Below are 18,370 nucleotides of genomic sequence, written 5' to 3' on the forward strand. Positions count from 1 at the left end.
CGGGCACTGCTCAAGATCGGCGTCCCGCGCTTCATGGCCGACCACTCCGCCGCACTCCTCGCCGCGCTCGTTCCCGGCCGCCGGCGCGGGAAGGACGAGCGGTCCGAGCGGTAGCGGTCAGGCGGCCCGTTCCTTCCGGTGCGAGCGGTCCGGGGCGGCGGGGGGCCGTGACCGTGCGGACGAAGCGGGCGGTCTCCCTCATCGCTGCGGCGGCCTCCGGCAGGACGCGGTTCAGGATCTGGAAGACGTGCATCTGACCGTCCCAGATCTGGAGTTCGCAGTCCGCCCCGGCGCGGTCCAGGGCGTCCGCGAGGGCCTCGGCCTCGGGACGCAGCACCTCGTCCCCGCCGACCTGGATCAGGACGGGCGGGGTGTCCTGCCACGCGCAGGTGAGCAGGGCCAGCCGCGGGTCGTCGAATCCGGCCGGCCCCACGACGAGGCGGGCGACCCGGCGTGCCGAGACGGCGCTGATGTACGGGTCGCGGGCGCGGCGCTGCTCGCGGAGGGAGAGTTCGCAGGTCAGGTCGACCCAGGGGGAGAACAGGACGAGCCCGGCGGGGCTCGGCAGCCCGAGGCGGCAGATCTCGCCCGCCAGCGTCGCGGCGAGGTGCCCGCCCGCGGAGTCGCCCGCGAGGACGATCCCGGACGCGGGGACGCCGCGGGCCAGGAGCCAGCGGTACGCGGCGACGGCGTCCTCGAGCGGCGCGGGGAACGGGTGCTCGGGCGCGAGGCGGTACCGGGGGGCCAGGACCGGCAGGCCGGTGTCGAGGGCCAGCCGCGAGGTGATCGGACGGTGCGTGCGCGGGGAGCAGACCACGTAGCCGCCGCCGTGCAGGTAGAGGACGGCGCCTTCGGAGGCGCCCCCGGCGTCGCGGGAGACGACCCATTCGCCGGTCACGGGACGCTCGTCGCGGCCGGTTCCGAGCTGCGGATCGTTCAGCGGCAGGACGCGGACGCGGGAGCCCGGCCGCATCAGCAGTGACGCGGCGTCCACCGTCGAGCGGGCGGTGCGGATGCCGCCGGCGTGGCCGGGGACGCGGTGCAGGACCGGGCGGGCGCCCAGGCGGAGCGCGCTGCTGATCGCGCGGCTGCGTACGCTCGGGCCCATCTACACCCCATCCGTTGGTAAATCCCGTATTACCGGTATGCCCATATTCGACGTGTTATCCACGTCACAGGTTCGCCTCGCGAGGCCGGGCCCTCCCCCGCGGGAGGCGGCGGCATCGTGTGAGCCAGGCCACGTGACGGAGGCGATACCGTGAGGTCATGAGCAGTCCCGCGCCCTCCCCGCCCTCCGCCCCCGAGAACTGCGGGCTTGCGGTCTTCTGGGACGAACGGCTCACCTCCTACGACTTCGGCGCCGGGCATCCCATGAACCCGGTGCGCGTCGAGCTGACGATGGCGCTGGCCCGGGAGCTCGGCGTCCTGGACCGGCCGAACGTGCGGGTGTCGGCGTTCGAGGCCGCGGGCGACAAGCTGCTCCGGCTCGTCCACGAGGAGCCCTACATCGCGGCCGTGAAGCACGCCGGAGGTACCGGGCTCCCCGAGGTCCGGTACGGCATCGGAACCCCCGACAACCCCGTGTTCCTCGGCATGCACGACGCGTCCGCCCTGGTCGCGGGCGCGTCCGTCGCGGCGGCCGAGGCGGTGTGGACGGGACGCTCCGAGCACGCCGTCAACGTCTCCGGCGGCCTGCACCACGCGCTGAGCGGCGCCGCCAGCGGCTTCTGCGTCTACAACGACCCGGCCATCGCGATCGCGTGGCTGCTGGAGAACGGCGCCGAGCGCGTCGCCTACGTCGACATCGACGTCCACCACGGCGACGGCGTCCAGGCCGCGTTCTACGACGACCCCCGCGTTCTGACGATCAGCCTGCACGAGACGCCGCGGACGCTGTTCCCCGGCACCGGCTTCCCGAACGAGACGGGCGCGGACGGCACGTCGGTCAACATCTCGCTGCCGCCCGGTACCGGCGACCGGCCGTGGCTGCGGGCGTTCAACGCGGTCGTCCCGCCGCTGCTGCGCAGGTTCCGCGCGGACGTCCTGGTCACCCAGCACGGCGCCGACGGCCACGCGCTCGACCCGCTCGCGCACCTGACGCTCAGCGTGGACGGGCAGCGGACCGCCTACGGCCTGCTGCACCGGCTCGCGCACGAGACCGCGGGCGGCCGCTGGATCGCCACCGGGGGCGGCGGCTACGAGCTCGTGCAGGTCGTGCCGAGGGCGTGGACGCATCTGCTGGCCGAGGCGGCGGGCGGGCCGATCCCGCCGGACACGCCGACCCCGGAGGAGTGGCGCGAGTTCGCCCGGCTGCGCACCGACGAGATCGCCCCCCGCCGGATGACGGACGGCACGGATGTTGTGGAGGTCAGTACGTGGGGGAGCGGCTACGACCCGGCGAATCCTGTCGACCAGGCGATCCTGGCGACGCGGCGGGCGGTGTTCCCCGAGCACGGCCTCGACCCGATGACGGACGAATGACGGCTGGGACACCGGGCGGGGCGCCGTCCGGGGCGGGCGCGCCCGAGACGAAACCGGCGCCGACCAGGGACGAGCTGCGCACCCACCTCGTCCGGACGATGATCGCCGGTGAGGTGGCGACGCCGCGCCAGAACAACCTCCTGCACTACCGGCGGATGGCCGCGGGCCGGCCGTACTACCAGTTCGGGCTGGAGCTCAAGCCGTCGTGGACGGAACGGACCGTGCTGGAGATGATGGTCGAGCGCTGCGGCGTCGACCCCGACCCCCGGCACATCTACGGCGACGACACCATCGACCCCGAGATCACGCTCGACACGCTGGAGGCGATGGGCGAGCGCATCGGGCTCGCCGCCCGGCGCCGGGAGAACGTCGTGATCGCGACCGGGCATCCGGCGACGCTGACCCCGCTGTACCAGGAGGTCGCGCGAGCCCTGGCGGGGGCGGGCTGCCGGGTGCTGACGCCCGCGGAGGGCTGGACGTACGAGATCGAGTCCGGCTACTACGGCGACCTCGACGTGCGCCGCATCGTCTACGCCGACCCCGGTGTGGCGATGCTGGAGGGCGACGACTTCCGGACCCACCACACGCATGATCCGCACCCGATGGAGGCCATGCTCCGCGAGCTGGCCGATACCGCTTCCGGGGATGCCGCGGGAGCTAAACCCAATATTTGGCCGGATCTGGCCATCGCCGATCACGGCTGGGCGGGAGCCGCCGGCGAGGCGGGCATCGACACCGTGGGGTTCGCGGACTGTAACGATCCCGCGCTGTTCGCCGGTGCCGCCGAAGGCAAGATCGACGTGGTCGTCCCGCTCGACGACGGCGTGGCCTCGCACCACTATGCGCCTCTGACCGCGTACATCCTTGATCATGCGGGCCTGTACCCGTCCGCCTGACCTCAGCGCGGCACAGGTGCGCCCGCCGTCCGGGGCGACGTGGCGCCGTCTCGGTCGTCACTGCGTGTGACAGGGCGGCCCTGGCGGGACGGATGGGCTTGTGCGACGCCCTCGGGAGTGCAGGAACCGCAGGTCAGTCGAGGGTTTCGGTGGACAAGCGTTCGTGGCGCCACTCCATGTGCCGTTATGTCCACGCTCCGTACGGAATCAGCACTGTGTCCCTGGGGTCAGGTCAGGATACGGAAATGTGCGGAACTCCCCTCTTGCGACTGCCGATACGCGATTTACGCTGGAGGAAGTACACGTGCGTGATCAAAGTCACCCAAAGGGCCGGTGCGCGGCACGTGTGGAAGAGGGCGTCCGATGACCTCAGGCGAGCGACCTCTGAGCGAGGTCAGGTTCCTGACCGTGGCCGAAGTGGCCTCGGTGATGCGGGTGTCCAAGATGACCGTCTACCGCCTCGTCCACTCCGGCGAGCTGCCCGCGATCCGCGTGGGCCGTTCGTTCCGGGTTCCCGAGCAGGCCGTTCACGACTACCTGCGCGACGCGTACATCGAAGCCGGATAACGGGTAAGGGCGGGGCATGAGCCATGACCCCGCCGGATACTCCGCACCCGGCCGTGCAGGGGGCATCGGGACCGACCCCCGGGGACGTCCCGAAGCTGGGGAAGCAGGGCGAGGACCGGTAAGCCGGTCCGGACACCAGCGGGACGGGCCGCGGCGACCACCCGGTGGCCGCCGGGACCCGCCCGCGCGAAGCGGTGCCCGGCGCCGCGCCAGGCGCGGCGCCGGACTCCGCATGCCCGCCGGACGCGGGCCGCCGCGACGCAGCGCGCCGTGGGACAGGGCGGGGCGTGAACCCCCTCAGTGCAGCGGTACCCTTGGACGTCGGCCCGTGCGCGCGTTTCGAGTGATCCTCGCCTGCGGCACGACGGTCTTCTGCACATCACCCGATTCGCCGAGTGAGGTCCCATGGGCTCTGTCATCAAGAAGCGCCGCAAGCGCATGGCCAAGAAGAAGCACCGCAAGCTGCTGAAGAAGACGCGCATCCAGCGCCGCAACAAGAAGTAGTCGTCCGCCGGCCACTCAGCCGTAAGGGGTGGGGCGCACAGTGTCCTCGATGCCCGCCGCCGCGGCCCGTGTCGTCCTCGTCACGGGCGTCTCCCGTTTCCTGGGGGCGCGGGTCGCGAACACCCTGCAAGCCGACCCGGGCATCGAACGGGTGATCGGCGTGGACACCGTGCCGCCCGAACTGCCCGGCGTGTCGCTCGGCCGCACCGAGTTCGTCCGCGTCGACATCCGGACGCCGAGCATCGCGAACATCATCGCGTCGGCCGGGGTCGACACCGTGGTGCACCTGAACCTGGTGACCTCCTCGTCCGTCCCGCGGGCGAAGGTGAAAGAGCTCAACGTCATCGGCACGATGCAGCTGCTCGCGGCCTGCCAGCGCTCGCCCGACATGCGCAAGCTCGTCGTGCGCTCGTCGGCCGCCGTGTACGGCTCGTCGCCGATGGACCCGGCCGTGTTCACCGAGCAGGACCAGCCGGCCGAGGCGCCCACGTCCGGGTACGCCAAGGACGCGGTCGAGGTCGAGGGCTACGTCCGGGGACTGATGCGACGCCGGTCCGACCTCACGGTGTCGGTGCTCCGGTTCGCGAACTTCCTCGGTCCCGGGGTGGACTCCCCGCTCAGCCGGTACCTGCATCTGCCGGTCGTCCCGACGGTGCTCGGCTTCGACCCGCGGCTGCAGTTCGTCCACGCGGACGACGGCGTCGAGGTGCTGCGCCGCATGACCGTCGAGGACCACCCCGGCTGCTTCAACGTCGCGGGCGACGGGGTCCTGCTGCTTTCCCAGGCCCTGCGCCGCGCCGGACGCCCGTACGTGCCCGTCCCGTCGCCGTCCATCTCCGTCCTCGGCGACATGGGACGGCGCTTCGCGGGCCTGTCCGGCTTCTCACCGGAACTGCTGCGCTGGCTGACGTACGGCCGCGTCATCGACACCGCCGCCCTGGAGGACGAGCTGGCGTGGCGTCCCAAGTACAGCTCCGAGGCCGCCTTCGCGGACTTCGCCGGCGCCGAGGGCTTCGGCCACGGCGGGCTGACCTCGCTGTTCGGACGGCTGTGAGTCCCGAGGAGATGCCAGGATGATGAACGCCCACCGCAAGGACGACGACGAGGGCGCCCAGGTCATCCCCCTCGACCCGGCCCGCCAGGATGACGACGGCGCGTCCGGCCACTCCCGCCGCGGCCCTTTCGAGCCCGGCCAGATCGAGCGCGGCATCGCGTCCGGGCTGGCGTTCCTGCGGCGCCGCCTGACCGGCGACTACGAGGTCGACGAGTTCGGCTTCGACCCGGAGTTCAACTCCACGGTCCTCCTGCCCATGGCCCGCGCGCTCTACGAGCACTGGTTCCGCGTCGAGATCTCCGGTGTGGACAACATCCCGGACGGCGGCGCCCTCCTGGTCGCCAACCACTCCGGGACCATCCCCCTGGACGCGCTCATGCTGTCGGTCGCCCTGCACGACCATGCCGACCGCCACGTCCGCCTGCTCGGAGCCGACCTCGTCTACCAGATCCCGCTCCTGGGGCACCTGTCCCGCAAGGCCGGGCACACGCTCGCCTGCAAGTCCGACGCCGCCCGGCTGCTCGGAAAGGGCGAACTCGTCGGCGTCTTCCCCGAGGGGTTCAAGGGCGTCGGCAAACCGTTCGCCGAGCGCTACCGCCTCCAGCGCTTCGGCCGCGGCGGCTTCGTCGGGACGGCCCTGCGCGCCGGCGTCCCCATCGTCCCCTGCGCCATCGTCGGCGCCGAGGAGATCTACCCGAAGATCGCCGACGTGCCCCCGCTGGCCCGCCTCCTCGGCCTCCCGTACTTCCCGGTCACCCCGACGTTCCCGCTCCTCGGCCCCGCCGGGCTCGTTCCGCTCCCGTCCAAATGGATGATCCAGTTCGGTGAGCCGATGACCCTGGAGGAGTACGAGGCCGACGCCGCCGACGACCCCATGACGGTCTTCGACATCACCGACCACGTCCGCGAGAACGTCCAGCAACTCCTCTACGACGCCCTCCTCCGCCGAGGCCCCGCCTTCCTCTGACGCCCCGTACCCGGTCAGCGTGCGGTGGTGGCGCGGCGCATCCCCCACAGCGATGCGTGCAGATGCCCGGCGAGCTCGTCCGGCACGCCGGCCTCCTTGGAAGTGGCGAGCATGTTCTCCAGCCCGGTCGCCTGCATCTCGGGGTTGGACTCGTCCGGGACCGGTCCGCCGGGGTCGGCGCCATCGACCGTGAACGGCAACATGCGCTCCATCCAGGGCCGGAGCACGTCGCGTTTGAACGCCTCCACGTCGCCGCCTTCCGCACGGATCAGCGCCACGGCGTGCTCCGCCCCGACGCCCATGCCGTACATGCCGCTCAGCGCGGCCATGTCGTACATGGCCGCGAACCCGGGGTCCTCGCCGACCCAGTGAGGGCGCCCGAGGGGGTCGAGTGCGGGGGCCGCACGGTCGAACAGGTCACGCGCGCCGCTGTAAAGGATGGTGGCATCGGCCGTCCCCACCGTCGGAGGACCGGCCATGATCCCGCCGGCGAGGAGTCGCGCCCCGTGCCTCCCGAGCCATCCGGCGAGTTCGCGCGCTTGGCGCGCGGAGCCGCTGGTGAGGTTGACGAGCGTCTCGCCGGCCAGTTTCCCCAGGACGGGTGTCAGCGTCTCACGGACGCTCGCGTCGTCCAGGAGGCATGCGATCGTCAGATCACCCGCCTCGATCGCCTCCTCCGCGCTCGACGCCTCCCGAGCGCCTCGCGCGAGGAGACCGCGTGCCTTCCCGGGGCTGCGGTTCCAGACCGTCACCTCCCGGCCGGCTCCGAGGAGCGCGCCCGCGAGCGCATATCCCATGGCTCCCAGTCCGAGGATGCTGATTCGTTCCTGTTTCCCGTTCATGCGATCCACTGTTCCCGGGGGCCGCGACACGCCACAAGAACGCACTTCAAAGTGCGTGGTTACCTAGGAGAAAGCCACGTGGGCCGGGAATTCCGGGACGTAAGCCGACCGTTACCCTGCCGGTGGGATGAGACATTCCGAGTACTATCGTCCCCAGCGGTCAAGGGGGAGACATCAACGAACCCGGGAACACCGAGCTGAGCCGACGTCCGCACGACGCCCCTCCGCGCCCCAACGCGCTGAGCGTCCTGGATCTGGCCCGCCAGTGGTTCATCCAGGGACGCCGGATCGACATGGGCGAACTGGGCGCCGAACTGGGCGTCAGCCGCGCCACGCTGTTCCGCTGGGTCGGCAACCGCGACCAGCTCACGGCCGACATCCTCCGCGACCTCGCGACCAAGACGTTCCACCGGGCCCTGGCCGCCCATGCGGACACCACCGGCGCCACGCGGGTCTCCGCAGTCATCGGCGACTTCGTCCAGATCCTCGCCGAGACAAGCTTTTTCGTCGACTTCGTCCACCGCGAACCCGAGCGGGCACTGAGGCTGCTCACCACGAAGGAGAGCCCCGTCCAGGGCTACGCGATCGAGCGCGTCGAACAGCTCCTCGACGAGGAGATCGACCCGCCCTCGGGTCCCGAGGCGATCCACCACCACGACCTGGCCTACTTGATCATCCGCATATGCGAATCGCTGCTCTACACCGACCTGATCACCGGCGACCCCCCGAACCCGGACATCGCCCGCCAGGCGATCTACGCCCTGATCCGCTGACGCGCCGGTCACCAGGTGGACGGGAAGAGCCGGTGCTTGAGAAGCCGGTCGACCCGGGCGGCCGCCGCCTCGGCGTCCCCGCAGAGGCACAGGTAGCCGCGCCGTCCCCACTGCGCCTCGTGGTAGGCCCGCGTACCACCGGGGGCGGCAAGGACGCTGACCACGATGCCGACGTCCCTGGTCGCCCGCGCGTGGACCCACAGCAGCGGAACGGGGACGGCGAACTCCTCACGGCGGTAGAACCTCATGAAGCGCCACCCTTGAGGGGAGAGCGCCATGGCCAGCTCGTCCAGGCACCGCACGGCCGTCTCGTGCCCCCGACGGGTGCGCCACCGGAGCAGATGACGCTCGGCCCGCACGGCTAGAGCCCGCACTTCGCCCATGCCACCTTCCCTCCCTCCAGCAGAGGGCGCGTCCCCCAGTCGTGGGCAAGGAGGGCGACCAACAGCAGCCCCCGCCCGTCGGTCGCCGCGTAGTTCTCCGGCCGCATGACCGGCTGCCCTTCCCCGCCGTCCCAGACTTCGATCACCGGAAGGCCGTCGCGCTCGTCCTGGAACACCCGGACGACGATCGGCCCGTCCCCGTGCACCAGCGCGTTCGTCACCAGTTCGGAGACGATGAGCCGCCCGGTGTGGTCGTCGGCGACGCCCCACTCGGCGAACCGCCCGGCGAGAAACCGCCGCGCCTTGGCCGGTGCCTGCTCAGTGGGGTCGAGGACGACGGTCGAATCGCATTCGGCGGTCGTTTCTTTTGTGAAAAGGTTCATCGCCGCCCACCCGCGCATCCTGTCCGATTTGCTCGGCTGGTGGCGAAAACGCATACTGCTTTGACCGGTTCGGGGGGAACTGTCAAAACGATCGCCTCGAACATCCCGACCTCCATTTCTGTCGACCCGTGGCCGAGCATCGCGCAAAGTGTCATCCTGGTGAATGCGTACGCGACGTCACAAGGCAACCTCGGAGCATGGCCTGGCATTCATTGGTGGTCATGGGTCATGACTGGTCATCGGGAGACACGAAATGCCGCAGCCCCCCAAGCGCCTCACCCCGTCGAACAGCGCCCTCGACCTGTTCGGCTCAGAGGTCCGCAGGTACCGCGTCCTCGCGAATCACAGCATCAAGCAGCTCGCGGACAAGATCCCCTACAGCGCGTCGTTCATCGGCGCGGTGGAACGCGCAGAATCCCACTGCGAACGCACCTTCGCCGAACACTGCGACACCGTCCTCGACACGAAGGAGGCCCTGGCCCATCTCCACGACGGCCTGTTCGGCGACAAGAAGGACGGCTTCCCCGAATGGTTCCGCAAGTGGCCTGGAGTCGAAGAGGAGGCGGAAACCCTCAAGGTCTACAGCCCGATAGTTGTCCATGGCCTGTTCCAGACTATGGACTACGCGAACACCCTCCTGTTCGACGATAGTCAGGCGGTAGAGTCCCGAATGGCTCGGCAGACGATCCTCTCCCGCACGAACCCCCCACCGCCTCGTCTCGTATACATCCTTCCGGAGTCCGTCCTCTGGTATGACGTAGGCGGCCCGGGTGTGATGCGACCCCAACTCAACTCTCTTGTGGAGGCCAACTCGGCTCGTGTCAGCGTCCAGATCGTGCCGAGTGGCGCTCGCCACCCGGGCAACGAGGGAGAGTTCATGATCGCGACGCTGCCCAGTGGCGAAGAAGTCGCTTACGTCGAGACGGGCGCGCGTGGGATCATGATGGACGCACGAAAGGACATCTCCACGCTCAGGGACAGGTTTGATGCGATCTCCACGCAGGCTCTCCCAACCGCGTTGAGCGTCGATCTGATCAACCGCACTATCGAAGAGAAGTGGACAGATGGAACGGGAACTGACCTGGCGTAAGTCGAGTCGCAGCGGTAGCTCCGGCGGCTCTTGCGTTGAGCTTGCTCAAGCAAAGGACCGTGTAGCGGTCAGGGACTCGAAGGACCCCCACGGGTCCATCCTCCTAGTACCCCGCGCAGCGCTGCGCGCTGCGGTTCGGGCTGCGGAGGAGTGAGGAAGCCATGGAGGCGGTGATCTGGCGCAAGTCGAGCCGGAGCGAGAGTTCCGGCGGCAATTGCATCGAGCTGGCCGGCACGGAGAGCATGGTGGCCGTTCGTGACTCCAAAGATTCGCACGGCCCAGTCCTGGTGGTGTCCCGTGCGGCGCTGCGTGACGCCATTCGGCGGGCTCCAGCCCGGTGAGCACGCCATGAACCACATGACCTGGCGTAGGTCAAGCCGTGGCGGACGCTTCCGGAGGAAGCGGCGTCGAACTGGTCAGCCATGGACCCGGTGAGTGGGGCGGCTTGAGGGGGCATGAGGCCAGGCGTGATCGAGAGGTGGCCGCGCTACTGGCGGCCAGGGCCTTCCTGGAGATCCGTTACCTCGCTGGGGACGCCCGGCGGGTGTCGGAGGACCGGTCACCCGAGGACGATCTGGAGCGCATCCGTTTCCTCGCCGACGTGTGCCACAACATGCCGGGGATCGCCCAACCACGCCCCTGGCGGCCGTCCCGCCGGGGCGCCCCCGGCAGCAGCGTCCAACAGGCGATGGCGAAACGGCCGATGGGCTGGGCATGGCACACCGCCGGTCCGGAAAAGCGCGCCTGGATGCTGCGCCACATCGAGAACGCCGGGCTCCAATGGACGCCACCGCCGCCCCTACCGGCTCGTCGCAAGGGCCCGTCGCCCATGACGCTGCGCCAGCGGGCGGGCGTGCTCCTCGGACGCTGGCCGGTCCGCCCCCCGGCCGGGCACCTGTCGCTTCCTCCGGAAGCGCACGTTCTCAAGGCCCTCGATAGCGATGCGATCTGCGCCCTGTACGAGGAGGCCGGACGGCTCCGGCTCGGCCTCGGCAAAGGCGGACCCTGGCTACGCGCCCACCTGGACGCCGACAGCGTCCACTACCTGGTACCGGATCCGGCGAGCTACTACTGGCCCGGCATGCCGAGTACCCGAGGCGAGATCGACTGGTGGCAGTGCACCGCGCTCCTGCGGATGTGCGACGGCGAGCAGGTCAGCGGCATGGTCGCCGTACTCCCGGAGACGTTCGCGGCGCTGCCCTCGACCCTCCCCCGACGGAAACAGGTGCGACTCGTCCACCACGCTCGGACCACCGAGCGGGACACCTACCTGTGGGGCCGAGATCACAAAGCCGAGTGCGACCCGCAACTCTGCGGCTTCGTCCCCGAAACCACCGGCGACCCTCCGCCGGACGACTGACGGGCTGCCCTCCATCACCCGGAGCGTCCCCACCGCGAACGCCGGGACCGGGGTCGCTGTCCGACCGCGCCTGATCGCCGTCTCGACCGGCGAGCGGACCACGAACCCGCCCGGGCTGGTGCGAGGTATCCAGCGAACGCGGCGTGCAGGCGCGGCATGTCGGCCGCGGCCACGCTCGCTGGAGCAGCGCTGCCGCCACCCGTAGTTGACTGGGTCCATGGAATATGTCGGCCGGGTGCCCGCGCCGCCGCTCGACCTGTTCATCGACGACATCTACTGCCTGACCGGGGTGCCGCGCCACCGCCGGATGAACGTCCCGCCGATGCCGTCGGGGCACCTGTTCATCAACCTGGGTGGACCCGCCCGCCTGTGGGATTCCGACCCGTCGGTGCCGTCGGAGGTGTTCACCGACGGGTGGTTCATGGGTGTATGGACCAGGCGTTTCCTCTACGAGTACCCCACACGGGTGCGGCTCGTCGGGGTGCACTTCAAGCCGTGGGGCATGTCGCCGTTCATCGACATGCCGGCGACCGAGTTGCGGGATCGATGGGTGCCGGTCGACGCCGTATGGCAACGGTCTGTGGACCGGATCCGCAACCAGGTCGGCGACCTCGCAACAGCCGGCGAGACACTGCGGGTAGTGGAGGAGGAACTGCGATCGCGGCTCGCCGAGGCGCCGTCGCGCGGTCTCGGCCTGGTCCAGCACACGGGCAGGAGGTTGGAGACCTCCCACGGCGCGATCCCGGTCGGTGCGCTGGCCGATGCCGCCGGGGTGAGCGGCAATCACCTGGCCACGCAGTTCAAGTCCCATGTCGGGGTCACCCCGAAGCGGGTGGCGCGGATCTACCGATTCGCGCGGCTGATCCTGTCCGTGGACGTCCTGCGGCCGGTCGACTGGACGGACCTCGCGCACACGGCGGGCTACTTCGACCGGGCCCACTTCACCAGGGAGTTCAAGGACTTCACCGGGCACACCCCGACCGAGTACCTGGCGCTCCGGCGACGGCTCCCCGCCGATCCGGGTTTCCCGCCTGACAGTGGTCCGATGCCCGCTGATTGATTTCTTACATGCCTGGTCGCCTCCCGGGACGACAAGATCGGGGCGTCCGGGCAGTAAGACTCCGAGGAGAATCCATGGGCACAGTGATCATGCACAACGTGGTGTCGGTGGACGGCTTCATCGCCGACGAGAACGATGGCGTCGGGCCACTCCACGACTGGTACTTCAACGGGGACACTCCGCTCACCGAAGACGTCGACCCCCAGTACGACCACTCGGGGACCGGGAGCGGCTTCAGGGTCTCGCGTGCGTCGGCGGAGTACGTCCGGCCGATGTGGGAGGCGATCGGCGTGATCGTGATGGGCCGCACCCTGTTCGACCTGGTCAACGGCTGGGAGGGGCGTCCGCCCGCGGGCGACCACGTGGTCGTCGTGTCCCACCGGCCCAAGCCCGAGGGCTGGCACCCTGAGGCGTCCTACCATTTCGTCGACGACGTGGCGGCCGCGATCGACAAGGCCCAGAAGCTCGCCGGGGAGCGAATCGTCAGTGTGAACGCCGGCGAAGTGGGCGGCCAGGTCCTCGCGGCCGGCCTGGTGGACGAGGTGGCGATGGACGTGGTGCCGGTGGTGTTCGGCTCAGGCAAGCGCTACTTCGGCAGCATCGACGGGCAGCATCTGCTGGAGGATCCCGACGTGGTCATCCAGGGCGACGGAGTGCTCCACCTGAAGTACAAGGTTCGCCGTGTCAAGGACGCGTGATCGCAGTGGAAGACCTCGACGCACATGCCCGCGCACTCATCGAGGCCAACCTGTACATGACGCTCGGCACCGCCGACGCCGATGGGCGGCCGTGGGTATCGCCCGTGTACTTCGCGACAGCCGACTACGCCGAGTTCTACTGGGTGTCCGCCCGCGACGCCGCCCACTCCCGCAACATCGCGCAGCGTCCCCAGGTGAGCATGGTCATCTTCGACTCGCAGGTACCGGCCTACCACGGCCGTGCGGTGTACCTCTCAGGGACGGCCGCGGAACTCGCCGGCCGTGACCTCGACCGCGGCATCCAAATCTACCCGGGCCCGGTGACGCGAGGGGGGACCGGTCTGGCACTGGACGATGTCACTCCGCCGTCGTCCTATCGCCTCTACCGCGCGACCGTCACCGAGGCGTCCGTCCTCTGCCCGCGTGAACCCCGGCGACCGTGCCCGCTGCACTCGATCAACGCCGACCACCGAACGCCCGTCCTCCCGTGGCGGGACGCCCGGTAGCCCGCCGCGGCCGGACGCCGGTTCCACGGTGACGGCCGACCGTGCGGAGCCGCTCCCGACTCTGCGATGACTTCAGTGCTGGATCAGGCCGCCGACCGGGACGGGGGCGACGTGGCCGGTCGCCGGGAGCGTCCGGGCCAGGGCCAGGCCGATGTCGACCAGCGATGACCGGCGCAGGCGAGCGACGTCGGCGATCGGAGTCCAGGTCGGCTCGGCGGTGTCGCCGTTCGGCTCGGGCCGGAGTCGGCCGCCGGTGATGCGGACCTGGTAGAAGATGCCGACGTTGTGGTGCTCGGGACCACCGGGGATGGTGCGCTCGGCCGCGGGGATGACCCTTGAGTCCACGCCCAGCAGGCCCTCGACCGCCGCGTCGCAGCCGGTCTCCTCGGCGACCTCGCGGATCACCGCGTCGAACGGATCCTCCGCGTGCTCCACCTTGCCGCCCGGAAGAGTCCAGACGGACTCGCCCTTCGGCGGGATGTGACGGGCCAGCAGCACATGCCCGTCCTCGATGCACACGGCGTACGCCGCCAGCCGGAAACTCATCCTTGTATCTCCACAGGTTTCACTCACGCTCGGTGGGCACTAGATGACACATTGTCAATCTCTGGTGATCGGAGCTGTTCATGCGCAAGCTGATCCTGGTCGCGGCCGCCGTCGCGCTGACCCTGACCGGCCTCACGGGGACGGCCCAGGCCGACCCCGGCCCGTCCGCCCCGGCACCCGCCGGGCTCGGCGGCCTCGGCGGCCTCACTGACGGCATCCCCATCGTCAAGGATCTTCTCTGATCGCACCTGAGGCGGTGCACGAGGGTGCTCTTGCCGCGTCCCCGGCTACGCGTCGGGGGCGAGGTCGCCTCCAAGGCCGTCGCCCGAACCCGCTGACCTCAGCAGGGCCGCGTCCTGGAGGTAGCGGAGTCGGGGCGGTAAAGGGTCTCCTCGACGGCGGAGGCGAGGCGGGCGGCGTCCTTCTCGTCGTGGGCACCGACGGTGAGCGGACGCGGCCTGGCGCCGCGGTAGGCGGCTCTGCCCGGGGTCGGGCTGTCGATGATCCCGATGATGGGCTGGATCGCGTCTTCGGGACGTTGGCCCAGCAACCGTCCCAGAACGGCGGCGGCGCTCTTCATGCCCGTCCCCACGTCGCCGGCGAAGGCGGTGCGGACCAGGCGCGCGGGCCCCCAGGTGACGTAGCCGAGATCCGGGTTATGGCCGGTGGCGAGGATGCCGAGCAGCTCGTTCGCGCGACGCTGCTGGGCGTTCGACCGCCGGAAGGTGAACCCGTCGACCATCTCCAGGTCGTCGAACGCGATGGCGTCCGGACGGGCGCCCGGGACGGCGGTGTTCACGATGACCGGCCTGCCGGCGGCGCGCAGTGGGCCGGCAAGGCGGGTGACGAACACGTACTTGCTGAGGAAGAACAGCGACCAGGACGCCTCATGCCCTTCCGGGGTGCGGTGCCGGCGCCGCCGGATGAACGATGCTGCGAGTACCAGCGCGTCGATACGTTCGTGGTTCTCCTTCAGCTGGTCGGCCACGCGGCGGCCGTCCTCGACGAGTGTCAGGTCGGCCGCGACGAACTCGCCCCTGGACGGCGCCGAAGGAGACAGGCTCGCCGCGGCCGCGACGAGCGCCTCGAACTTGGCGCGACTACGTCCGACCACGACCACCCGGTGGCCTGTCGCGAGGTAGTGGCGCGCCAGGGCGGCGCCCATCCCGTCCGTGCCTCCCGTGACCACGATCGTCCTCACGCCACCCCTCCGATCATCCGGAGTCGGTGTCGGCACGCTCTACCGGCACTTCCCCACCAGGGACGACCTCGTGCGGGCCATCACCAGGGCCGACCTCGCGGGTTTCGCCGTCACGGACCTCCCTGACGGGGCGTCAGCGATCGACGGACTGCGACAGTTCTTCACCAGGACGCTGACGCACCTCGCCGCCAACAAGGCCATGATCGACATACTCGCCGGCGGACCACCCTCCGGCGCGGATCTTGAGCGTTGCCTCGCCCACCTGAGAGCCGTCGGCCGCGAAGCCGTCGAGCGATCCGCCGCCGACCGCAGCCTCGCCCCCGACGTGACCGCGGACGACATCGCCTACCAGGTGCTCGGCCTCGTCCGGATCATGCAACTCGTCTCCGACCCGGCGCCGGGCACGATCGAGCATCAGGTCGACCTCGCGCTGCGCGGGTTGGCCGCCTGACTCACGACCGGCGGTTCTCGCGTTCTCGGGCTGTCGCCATCAGGGCCTTCTGGCGACGCGCCGTTTGGTCGTGCAGCCAGTCCCGCCATGACGGCCCGGGGCGGCGGCTCAGTACCGCGAGCAGTTCGGGCGCCATGTCGTCGGTGTCCTTCTGGACGTCGTAGCCCGCGATCGTGAGGATCTCGGCGATCGCGTCCCGCATCGCGTCCGACGCGCCGACCGAGAGCATGATGGACGGGTCGCCGGCTCTGCGGCCCTCGCTCAGGGCGTCCATGGCGGCGGACTTCAGCATGTAGGGCACCTCCCAGCGGACGAAGACGCCCCCGCCCTCCTCATCGCTGAGCGGGTCGATGGTCACGCGGGCGCCCGCGCTGACCGAGGAGTCGGCGTCCTCCGGGACGACGGGGAGGCCGGCGGCGCCCAGATCGTCCTGGACCGCCCTGGCGAGTGCGGTGCGCCGGGCCACGGTGTCGTCGTGCCGCGGATCTTCCCCTGCCATACCGCCAGATCCTAGCCGTGGCCGGACGAATCGGCCGGTTGCCCGGCGTCCGGGGGTGATCCTTCGGCCGCTGCGCACACCGCTCCTGGGTTGGTTCGTCTGGGCGTGATGCGTCAGCGTCCGCTCGATGTCCCACTGGTGGTGGAAGGCGTCGTGGGCGTTGGTCCCGGCGACCTCGGGCCACGTTTGGGGGCCGCGTTCCGGATGGAGCAGGACGACGTCGGCCTCAGCCGCGTGTTCCATGGCCTGGCCCCATGCTGTGGCAGCCAGGCTCAGCGACCAGAGGGCGCCCGAGGCTGGAACCTGGTCGTAGGCGCGGGCACGGGCAAGGAGGACGTCGTCGTAGCCGGTGATGGTCCTGTCGCCGGTCAGCGCGGCGTCGACGAGCCGCTCGGCCCAGATGCGCAGGTTGTCGGTGACATGGCAGACGTAGCCGCAGGCGGTCCAGTCGAGATCGGGGTGCCGGAGACGGGCGTCCTCACCGTCCAGCAGATCGGTGTATCGCTGCGGGATCGCCGTGATGAGGTCGATCGCCTGTCCAGGTGTGATCGACCAGTCGTAACCGCACTCTCGGCACGGGTCTCCGTACCAGGCTGCGCCCCAGTTGTTCATGGTGGAGGAACTCCTTACACAGGCGTCCCGGCGGGTTCGTGTGACGGGTTCAGCGGTGCAGGGTGGTCTCGTGCTCCATGCGGGTCAGTTTGCCCGGGTTGCGGACGGCGTACAGGCCGGTGATGAGGCCGTCTTCGACGCGTACCGTGAAGACGGTGTCGACCCGGCCGTCCAGCCGCAGGAGCAGCGCCGGGTGGCCGTTGACCTGGGCCGGTCGCAGCGACGCGGCGCCGAACCTGCTCAACCCGGCGGCGAGGGCGGCGACCCGGCCGGCTCCCACGATCGGTTCCGGCGCGGCCTGGGCGACACCGCCGCCGTCGCCCAGGAAGACCACGTCGGGCGCGAGAACGTCGAGCAGATGCTGCAGATCGCCCGTCTCGGCAGCCCGCTGGAACGCCCTCAGCGCGCTGCGGGTCTCGGCCGCGGACACGGTCTCGCGTGGTCGGCGGGCGGCGACGTGGGACCGGGCCCGGTGGGCGATCTGGCGGACCGCGGCGGGGGTCTTGTCGACGGCGCCGGCGATCTCGTCGTAGGCCAGGCCGAACACCTCGCGCAGGACGAACACAGCCCGCTCGGTCGGGCCGAGCGTCTCCAGGACCAGCAGCATCGCCATCGAGACGCTCTCGGCCAGCTCGACGTCCTCGGCCACATCGGGGGCGGTCAGGAGCGGCTCGGGCAGCCACGGCCCGACGTAGGACTCCCTGCGGCGGCGAAGCGTCCGCAGCCGTCCGAGGGCCACGCGGGTGGTGATCTGGACCAGATAGGCCCGCGGGTCGCGCACGGTGTCCGGATCGACGCCGGTCCACCGCAACCAGGTCTCCTGGAGGGCGTCCTCGGCGTCGGCGGCCGAGCCGAGCATCTCGTAGGCGACGGTGAACAGAAGGCCGCGGTGGTCGACGAAGGTTTGCGTGGCGGTGTCCATGCGGCCCCCATGTTCTCGGCTGTGCCTACGCATGAGATGCCGGTGGGTTCCGTCGTGTGACATCCGCCTCCGGTGGCGTGGGCCACACGAACGGGCTGTCACAGGAGTCGGGGCGCCGGCATCTCCATGGTCGTCAGAACGCCGCGCGGACGCTCCGTCGCGGCGCGCAACCTCCTTGAGGAGCACATGATGGAACCTCGAATGGACCTGATGGCCAACGAGCTCGCTGCCCAGATCGGTAAGCGGTTCGCCAGTGTCAGTGTGGCGATCCAGCGGTCGTCGTTGTCCCGGGAGCTGCAGGAGCTGGTGATGCTGCGCGCCAGCCAGATCAACGGCTGCGGCTGGTGCGTGGACCTCTGGACCGCCCCGGCGATGCTGGAGGCTCGGGTCGTTGGTTCTCAGCCGGTCTGGGCCGTTGTGCCGCGTGACCGGTGGAACGCTTCCTCGTACTCGCGCGGGGGAATGTTCCCGCAGTAAGAATGTATCCTTTCGGTGTTATACCACGCCACCCATTCCATCGTGGCGATTGTCACGTCCATGACATTGGACCAGCCGCCATGGAAGTCGATGAGTTC

At 70.2% G+C, this 18,370-nt stretch carries 25 protein-coding genes; 17 read left to right on the forward strand and 8 right to left on the reverse strand.

Annotated features, from left to right (window positions below; all coding sequences use genetic code 11):
• Nucleotides 1-31: 31 nt before the first annotated feature.
• Complete coding sequence (locus tag E1281_RS11860) at nt 32-1,108, reverse strand: alpha/beta hydrolase (RefSeq protein WP_131877348.1); 1,077 nt, start codon at nt 1,106-1,108, stop codon at nt 32-34.
• Between the two features lie 158 nt (nt 1,109-1,266).
• Here E1281_RS11860 and E1281_RS11865 point away from each other — a divergent pair, with 158 nt between their 5' ends.
• The 6 genes from E1281_RS11865 to E1281_RS11890 all read left to right on the forward strand — a co-directional run bounded on the left by E1281_RS11865 (nt 1,267) and on the right by E1281_RS11890 (nt 6,469).
• Entirely contained in the window at nt 1,267-2,481 is a 1,215-nt protein-coding gene (locus tag E1281_RS11865; RefSeq protein WP_131877349.1) for an acetoin utilization protein AcuC, read from the forward strand.
• Nucleotides 2,478-3,377, forward strand: coding sequence for a phosphatase (locus E1281_RS11870; RefSeq protein ID WP_131877350.1), 900 nt, complete (start codon nt 2,478-2,480; stop codon nt 3,375-3,377). Before E1281_RS11865 ends, E1281_RS11870 begins: the two co-directional genes overlap by 4 nt.
• A 363-nt stretch (nt 3,378-3,740) precedes the next feature.
• On the forward strand, nt 3,741-3,944 hold the full coding sequence (locus tag E1281_RS11875) for a helix-turn-helix domain-containing protein (protein ID WP_131877351.1): 204 nt from the start codon (nt 3,741-3,743) through the stop codon (nt 3,942-3,944).
• 405 nt (nt 3,945-4,349) lie between these two features.
• Nucleotides 4,350-4,448, forward strand: coding sequence for an AURKAIP1/COX24 domain-containing protein (locus E1281_RS11880; RefSeq protein ID WP_018654693.1), 99 nt, complete (start codon nt 4,350-4,352; stop codon nt 4,446-4,448).
• A 49-nt stretch (nt 4,449-4,497) separates the two neighbouring features.
• Nucleotides 4,498-5,502, forward strand: a complete 1,005-nt coding sequence (locus E1281_RS11885) for an NAD-dependent epimerase/dehydratase family protein (RefSeq protein WP_131877352.1) — start codon at nt 4,498-4,500, stop codon at nt 5,500-5,502.
• A 19-nt stretch (nt 5,503-5,521) separates the two neighbouring features.
• The gene (locus tag E1281_RS11890; RefSeq protein ID WP_131877353.1) at nt 5,522-6,469 is read left to right on the forward strand and encodes a lysophospholipid acyltransferase family protein; all 948 of its coding nucleotides are present in this window, start codon (nt 5,522-5,524) and stop codon (nt 6,467-6,469) included.
• Nucleotides 6,470-6,483: 14 nt separating this feature from the next.
• Here E1281_RS11890 and E1281_RS11895 read toward each other — a convergent pair whose 3' ends face one another.
• The gene (locus tag E1281_RS11895; protein ID WP_131877354.1) at nt 6,484-7,311 is read right to left on the reverse strand and encodes an NAD(P)-binding domain-containing protein; all 828 of its coding nucleotides are present in this window, start codon (nt 7,309-7,311) and stop codon (nt 6,484-6,486) included.
• Nucleotides 7,312-7,604: 293 nt separating this feature from the next.
• On the opposite strand from E1281_RS11895, the gene E1281_RS11900 reads away from it, so the two are divergent.
• The gene (locus tag E1281_RS11900) at nt 7,605-8,084 is read left to right on the forward strand and encodes a QsdR family transcriptional regulator (RefSeq protein ID WP_165958874.1); all 480 of its coding nucleotides are present in this window, start codon (nt 7,605-7,607) and stop codon (nt 8,082-8,084) included.
• Between the two features lie 8 nt (nt 8,085-8,092).
• Here E1281_RS11900 and E1281_RS11905 read toward each other — a convergent pair whose 3' ends face one another.
• Both E1281_RS11905 and E1281_RS11910 read right to left on the reverse strand, forming a co-directional pair.
• Nucleotides 8,093-8,467 (reverse strand): hypothetical protein, encoded by a 375-nt coding sequence (locus E1281_RS11905; protein ID WP_131877356.1) that lies wholly within the window; start codon nt 8,465-8,467, stop codon nt 8,093-8,095.
• On the reverse strand, nt 8,446-8,850 hold the full coding sequence (locus E1281_RS11910; protein ID WP_131877357.1) for an ATP-binding protein: 405 nt from the start codon (nt 8,848-8,850) through the stop codon (nt 8,446-8,448). Before E1281_RS11910 ends, E1281_RS11905 begins: the two co-directional genes overlap by 22 nt.
• A 253-nt stretch (nt 8,851-9,103) precedes the next feature.
• Between E1281_RS11910 and E1281_RS11915 the strand changes: the two genes are divergently transcribed.
• From E1281_RS11915 to E1281_RS11945, 7 genes are all read left to right on the forward strand, one after another.
• A complete protein-coding gene (locus E1281_RS11915; RefSeq protein ID WP_131877358.1) occupies nt 9,104-9,940 on the forward strand; it encodes a DUF5753 domain-containing protein in 837 nt (278 codons plus the stop codon).
• A complete protein-coding gene (locus E1281_RS11920) occupies nt 9,915-10,094 on the forward strand; it encodes a DUF397 domain-containing protein (protein WP_131877359.1) in 180 nt (59 codons plus the stop codon). Before E1281_RS11915 ends, E1281_RS11920 begins: the two co-directional genes overlap by 26 nt.
• Nucleotides 10,095-10,101: 7 nt before the next feature.
• A complete protein-coding gene (locus tag E1281_RS11925) occupies nt 10,102-10,281 on the forward strand; it encodes a DUF397 domain-containing protein (protein WP_131877360.1) in 180 nt (59 codons plus the stop codon).
• Nucleotides 10,282-10,418: 137 nt separating this feature from the next.
• The gene (locus tag E1281_RS11930) at nt 10,419-11,300 is read left to right on the forward strand and encodes a hypothetical protein (RefSeq protein ID WP_131877361.1); all 882 of its coding nucleotides are present in this window, start codon (nt 10,419-10,421) and stop codon (nt 11,298-11,300) included.
• 217 nt (nt 11,301-11,517) lie between these two features.
• On the forward strand, nt 11,518-12,360 hold the full coding sequence (locus E1281_RS11935) for a helix-turn-helix domain-containing protein (protein WP_131877362.1): 843 nt from the start codon (nt 11,518-11,520) through the stop codon (nt 12,358-12,360).
• A gap of 74 nt (nt 12,361-12,434) precedes the next feature.
• Nucleotides 12,435-13,058, forward strand: a complete 624-nt coding sequence (locus tag E1281_RS11940) for a dihydrofolate reductase family protein (protein WP_131877363.1) — start codon at nt 12,435-12,437, stop codon at nt 13,056-13,058.
• Nucleotides 13,055-13,564: a pyridoxamine 5'-phosphate oxidase family protein gene (locus tag E1281_RS11945; protein ID WP_207943237.1), complete on the forward strand. Its 510-nt coding sequence runs from the start codon at nt 13,055-13,057 to the stop codon at nt 13,562-13,564. The genes E1281_RS11940 and E1281_RS11945 overlap by 4 nt, the downstream gene beginning before the upstream one ends.
• A 72-nt stretch (nt 13,565-13,636) precedes the next feature.
• On the opposite strand, the gene E1281_RS11950 is transcribed toward E1281_RS11945, so the two are convergent.
• Nucleotides 13,637-14,110, reverse strand: coding sequence for an NUDIX hydrolase (locus E1281_RS11950; RefSeq protein WP_131877364.1), 474 nt, complete (start codon nt 14,108-14,110; stop codon nt 13,637-13,639).
• 80 nt (nt 14,111-14,190) lie between these two features.
• Between E1281_RS11950 and E1281_RS40175 the strand changes: the two genes are divergently transcribed.
• On the forward strand, nt 14,191-14,352 hold the full coding sequence (locus E1281_RS40175; protein WP_165958875.1) for a hypothetical protein: 162 nt from the start codon (nt 14,191-14,193) through the stop codon (nt 14,350-14,352).
• Between the two features lie 98 nt (nt 14,353-14,450).
• On the opposite strand, the gene E1281_RS11955 is transcribed toward E1281_RS40175, so the two are convergent.
• Entirely contained in the window at nt 14,451-15,311 is an 861-nt protein-coding gene (locus E1281_RS11955; RefSeq protein WP_131877366.1) for an SDR family NAD(P)-dependent oxidoreductase, read from the reverse strand.
• Here E1281_RS11955 and E1281_RS11960 point away from each other — a divergent pair.
• Nucleotides 15,292-15,762, forward strand: coding sequence for a TetR/AcrR family transcriptional regulator (locus E1281_RS11960; protein WP_207943238.1), 471 nt, complete (start codon nt 15,292-15,294; stop codon nt 15,760-15,762). The two genes, E1281_RS11955 and E1281_RS11960, sit on opposite strands and share 20 nt — an antisense overlap.
• A gap of 1 nt (nt 15,763) precedes the next feature.
• Here the strand turns inward: E1281_RS11960 and E1281_RS11965 are convergent, their stop codons facing one another.
• Complete coding sequence (locus E1281_RS11965; protein ID WP_131877370.1) at nt 15,764-16,873, reverse strand: hypothetical protein; 1,110 nt, start codon at nt 16,871-16,873, stop codon at nt 15,764-15,766.
• Nucleotides 16,874-16,922: 49 nt separating this feature from the next.
• Entirely contained in the window at nt 16,923-17,795 is an 873-nt protein-coding gene (locus tag E1281_RS11970; protein ID WP_131877372.1) for an RNA polymerase sigma-70 factor, read from the reverse strand.
• Between the two features lie 201 nt (nt 17,796-17,996).
• Between E1281_RS11970 and E1281_RS11975 the strand changes: the two genes are divergently transcribed.
• Nucleotides 17,997-18,272, forward strand: coding sequence for a carboxymuconolactone decarboxylase family protein (locus E1281_RS11975; RefSeq protein ID WP_207943240.1), 276 nt, complete (start codon nt 17,997-17,999; stop codon nt 18,270-18,272).
• The last annotated feature ends 98 nt before the right edge of the window (nt 18,273-18,370 follow it).

This window comes from Actinomadura sp. KC345 (assembly GCF_004348515.1).
Classification (GTDB): domain Bacteria; phylum Actinomycetota; class Actinomycetes; order Streptosporangiales; family Streptosporangiaceae; genus Spirillospora.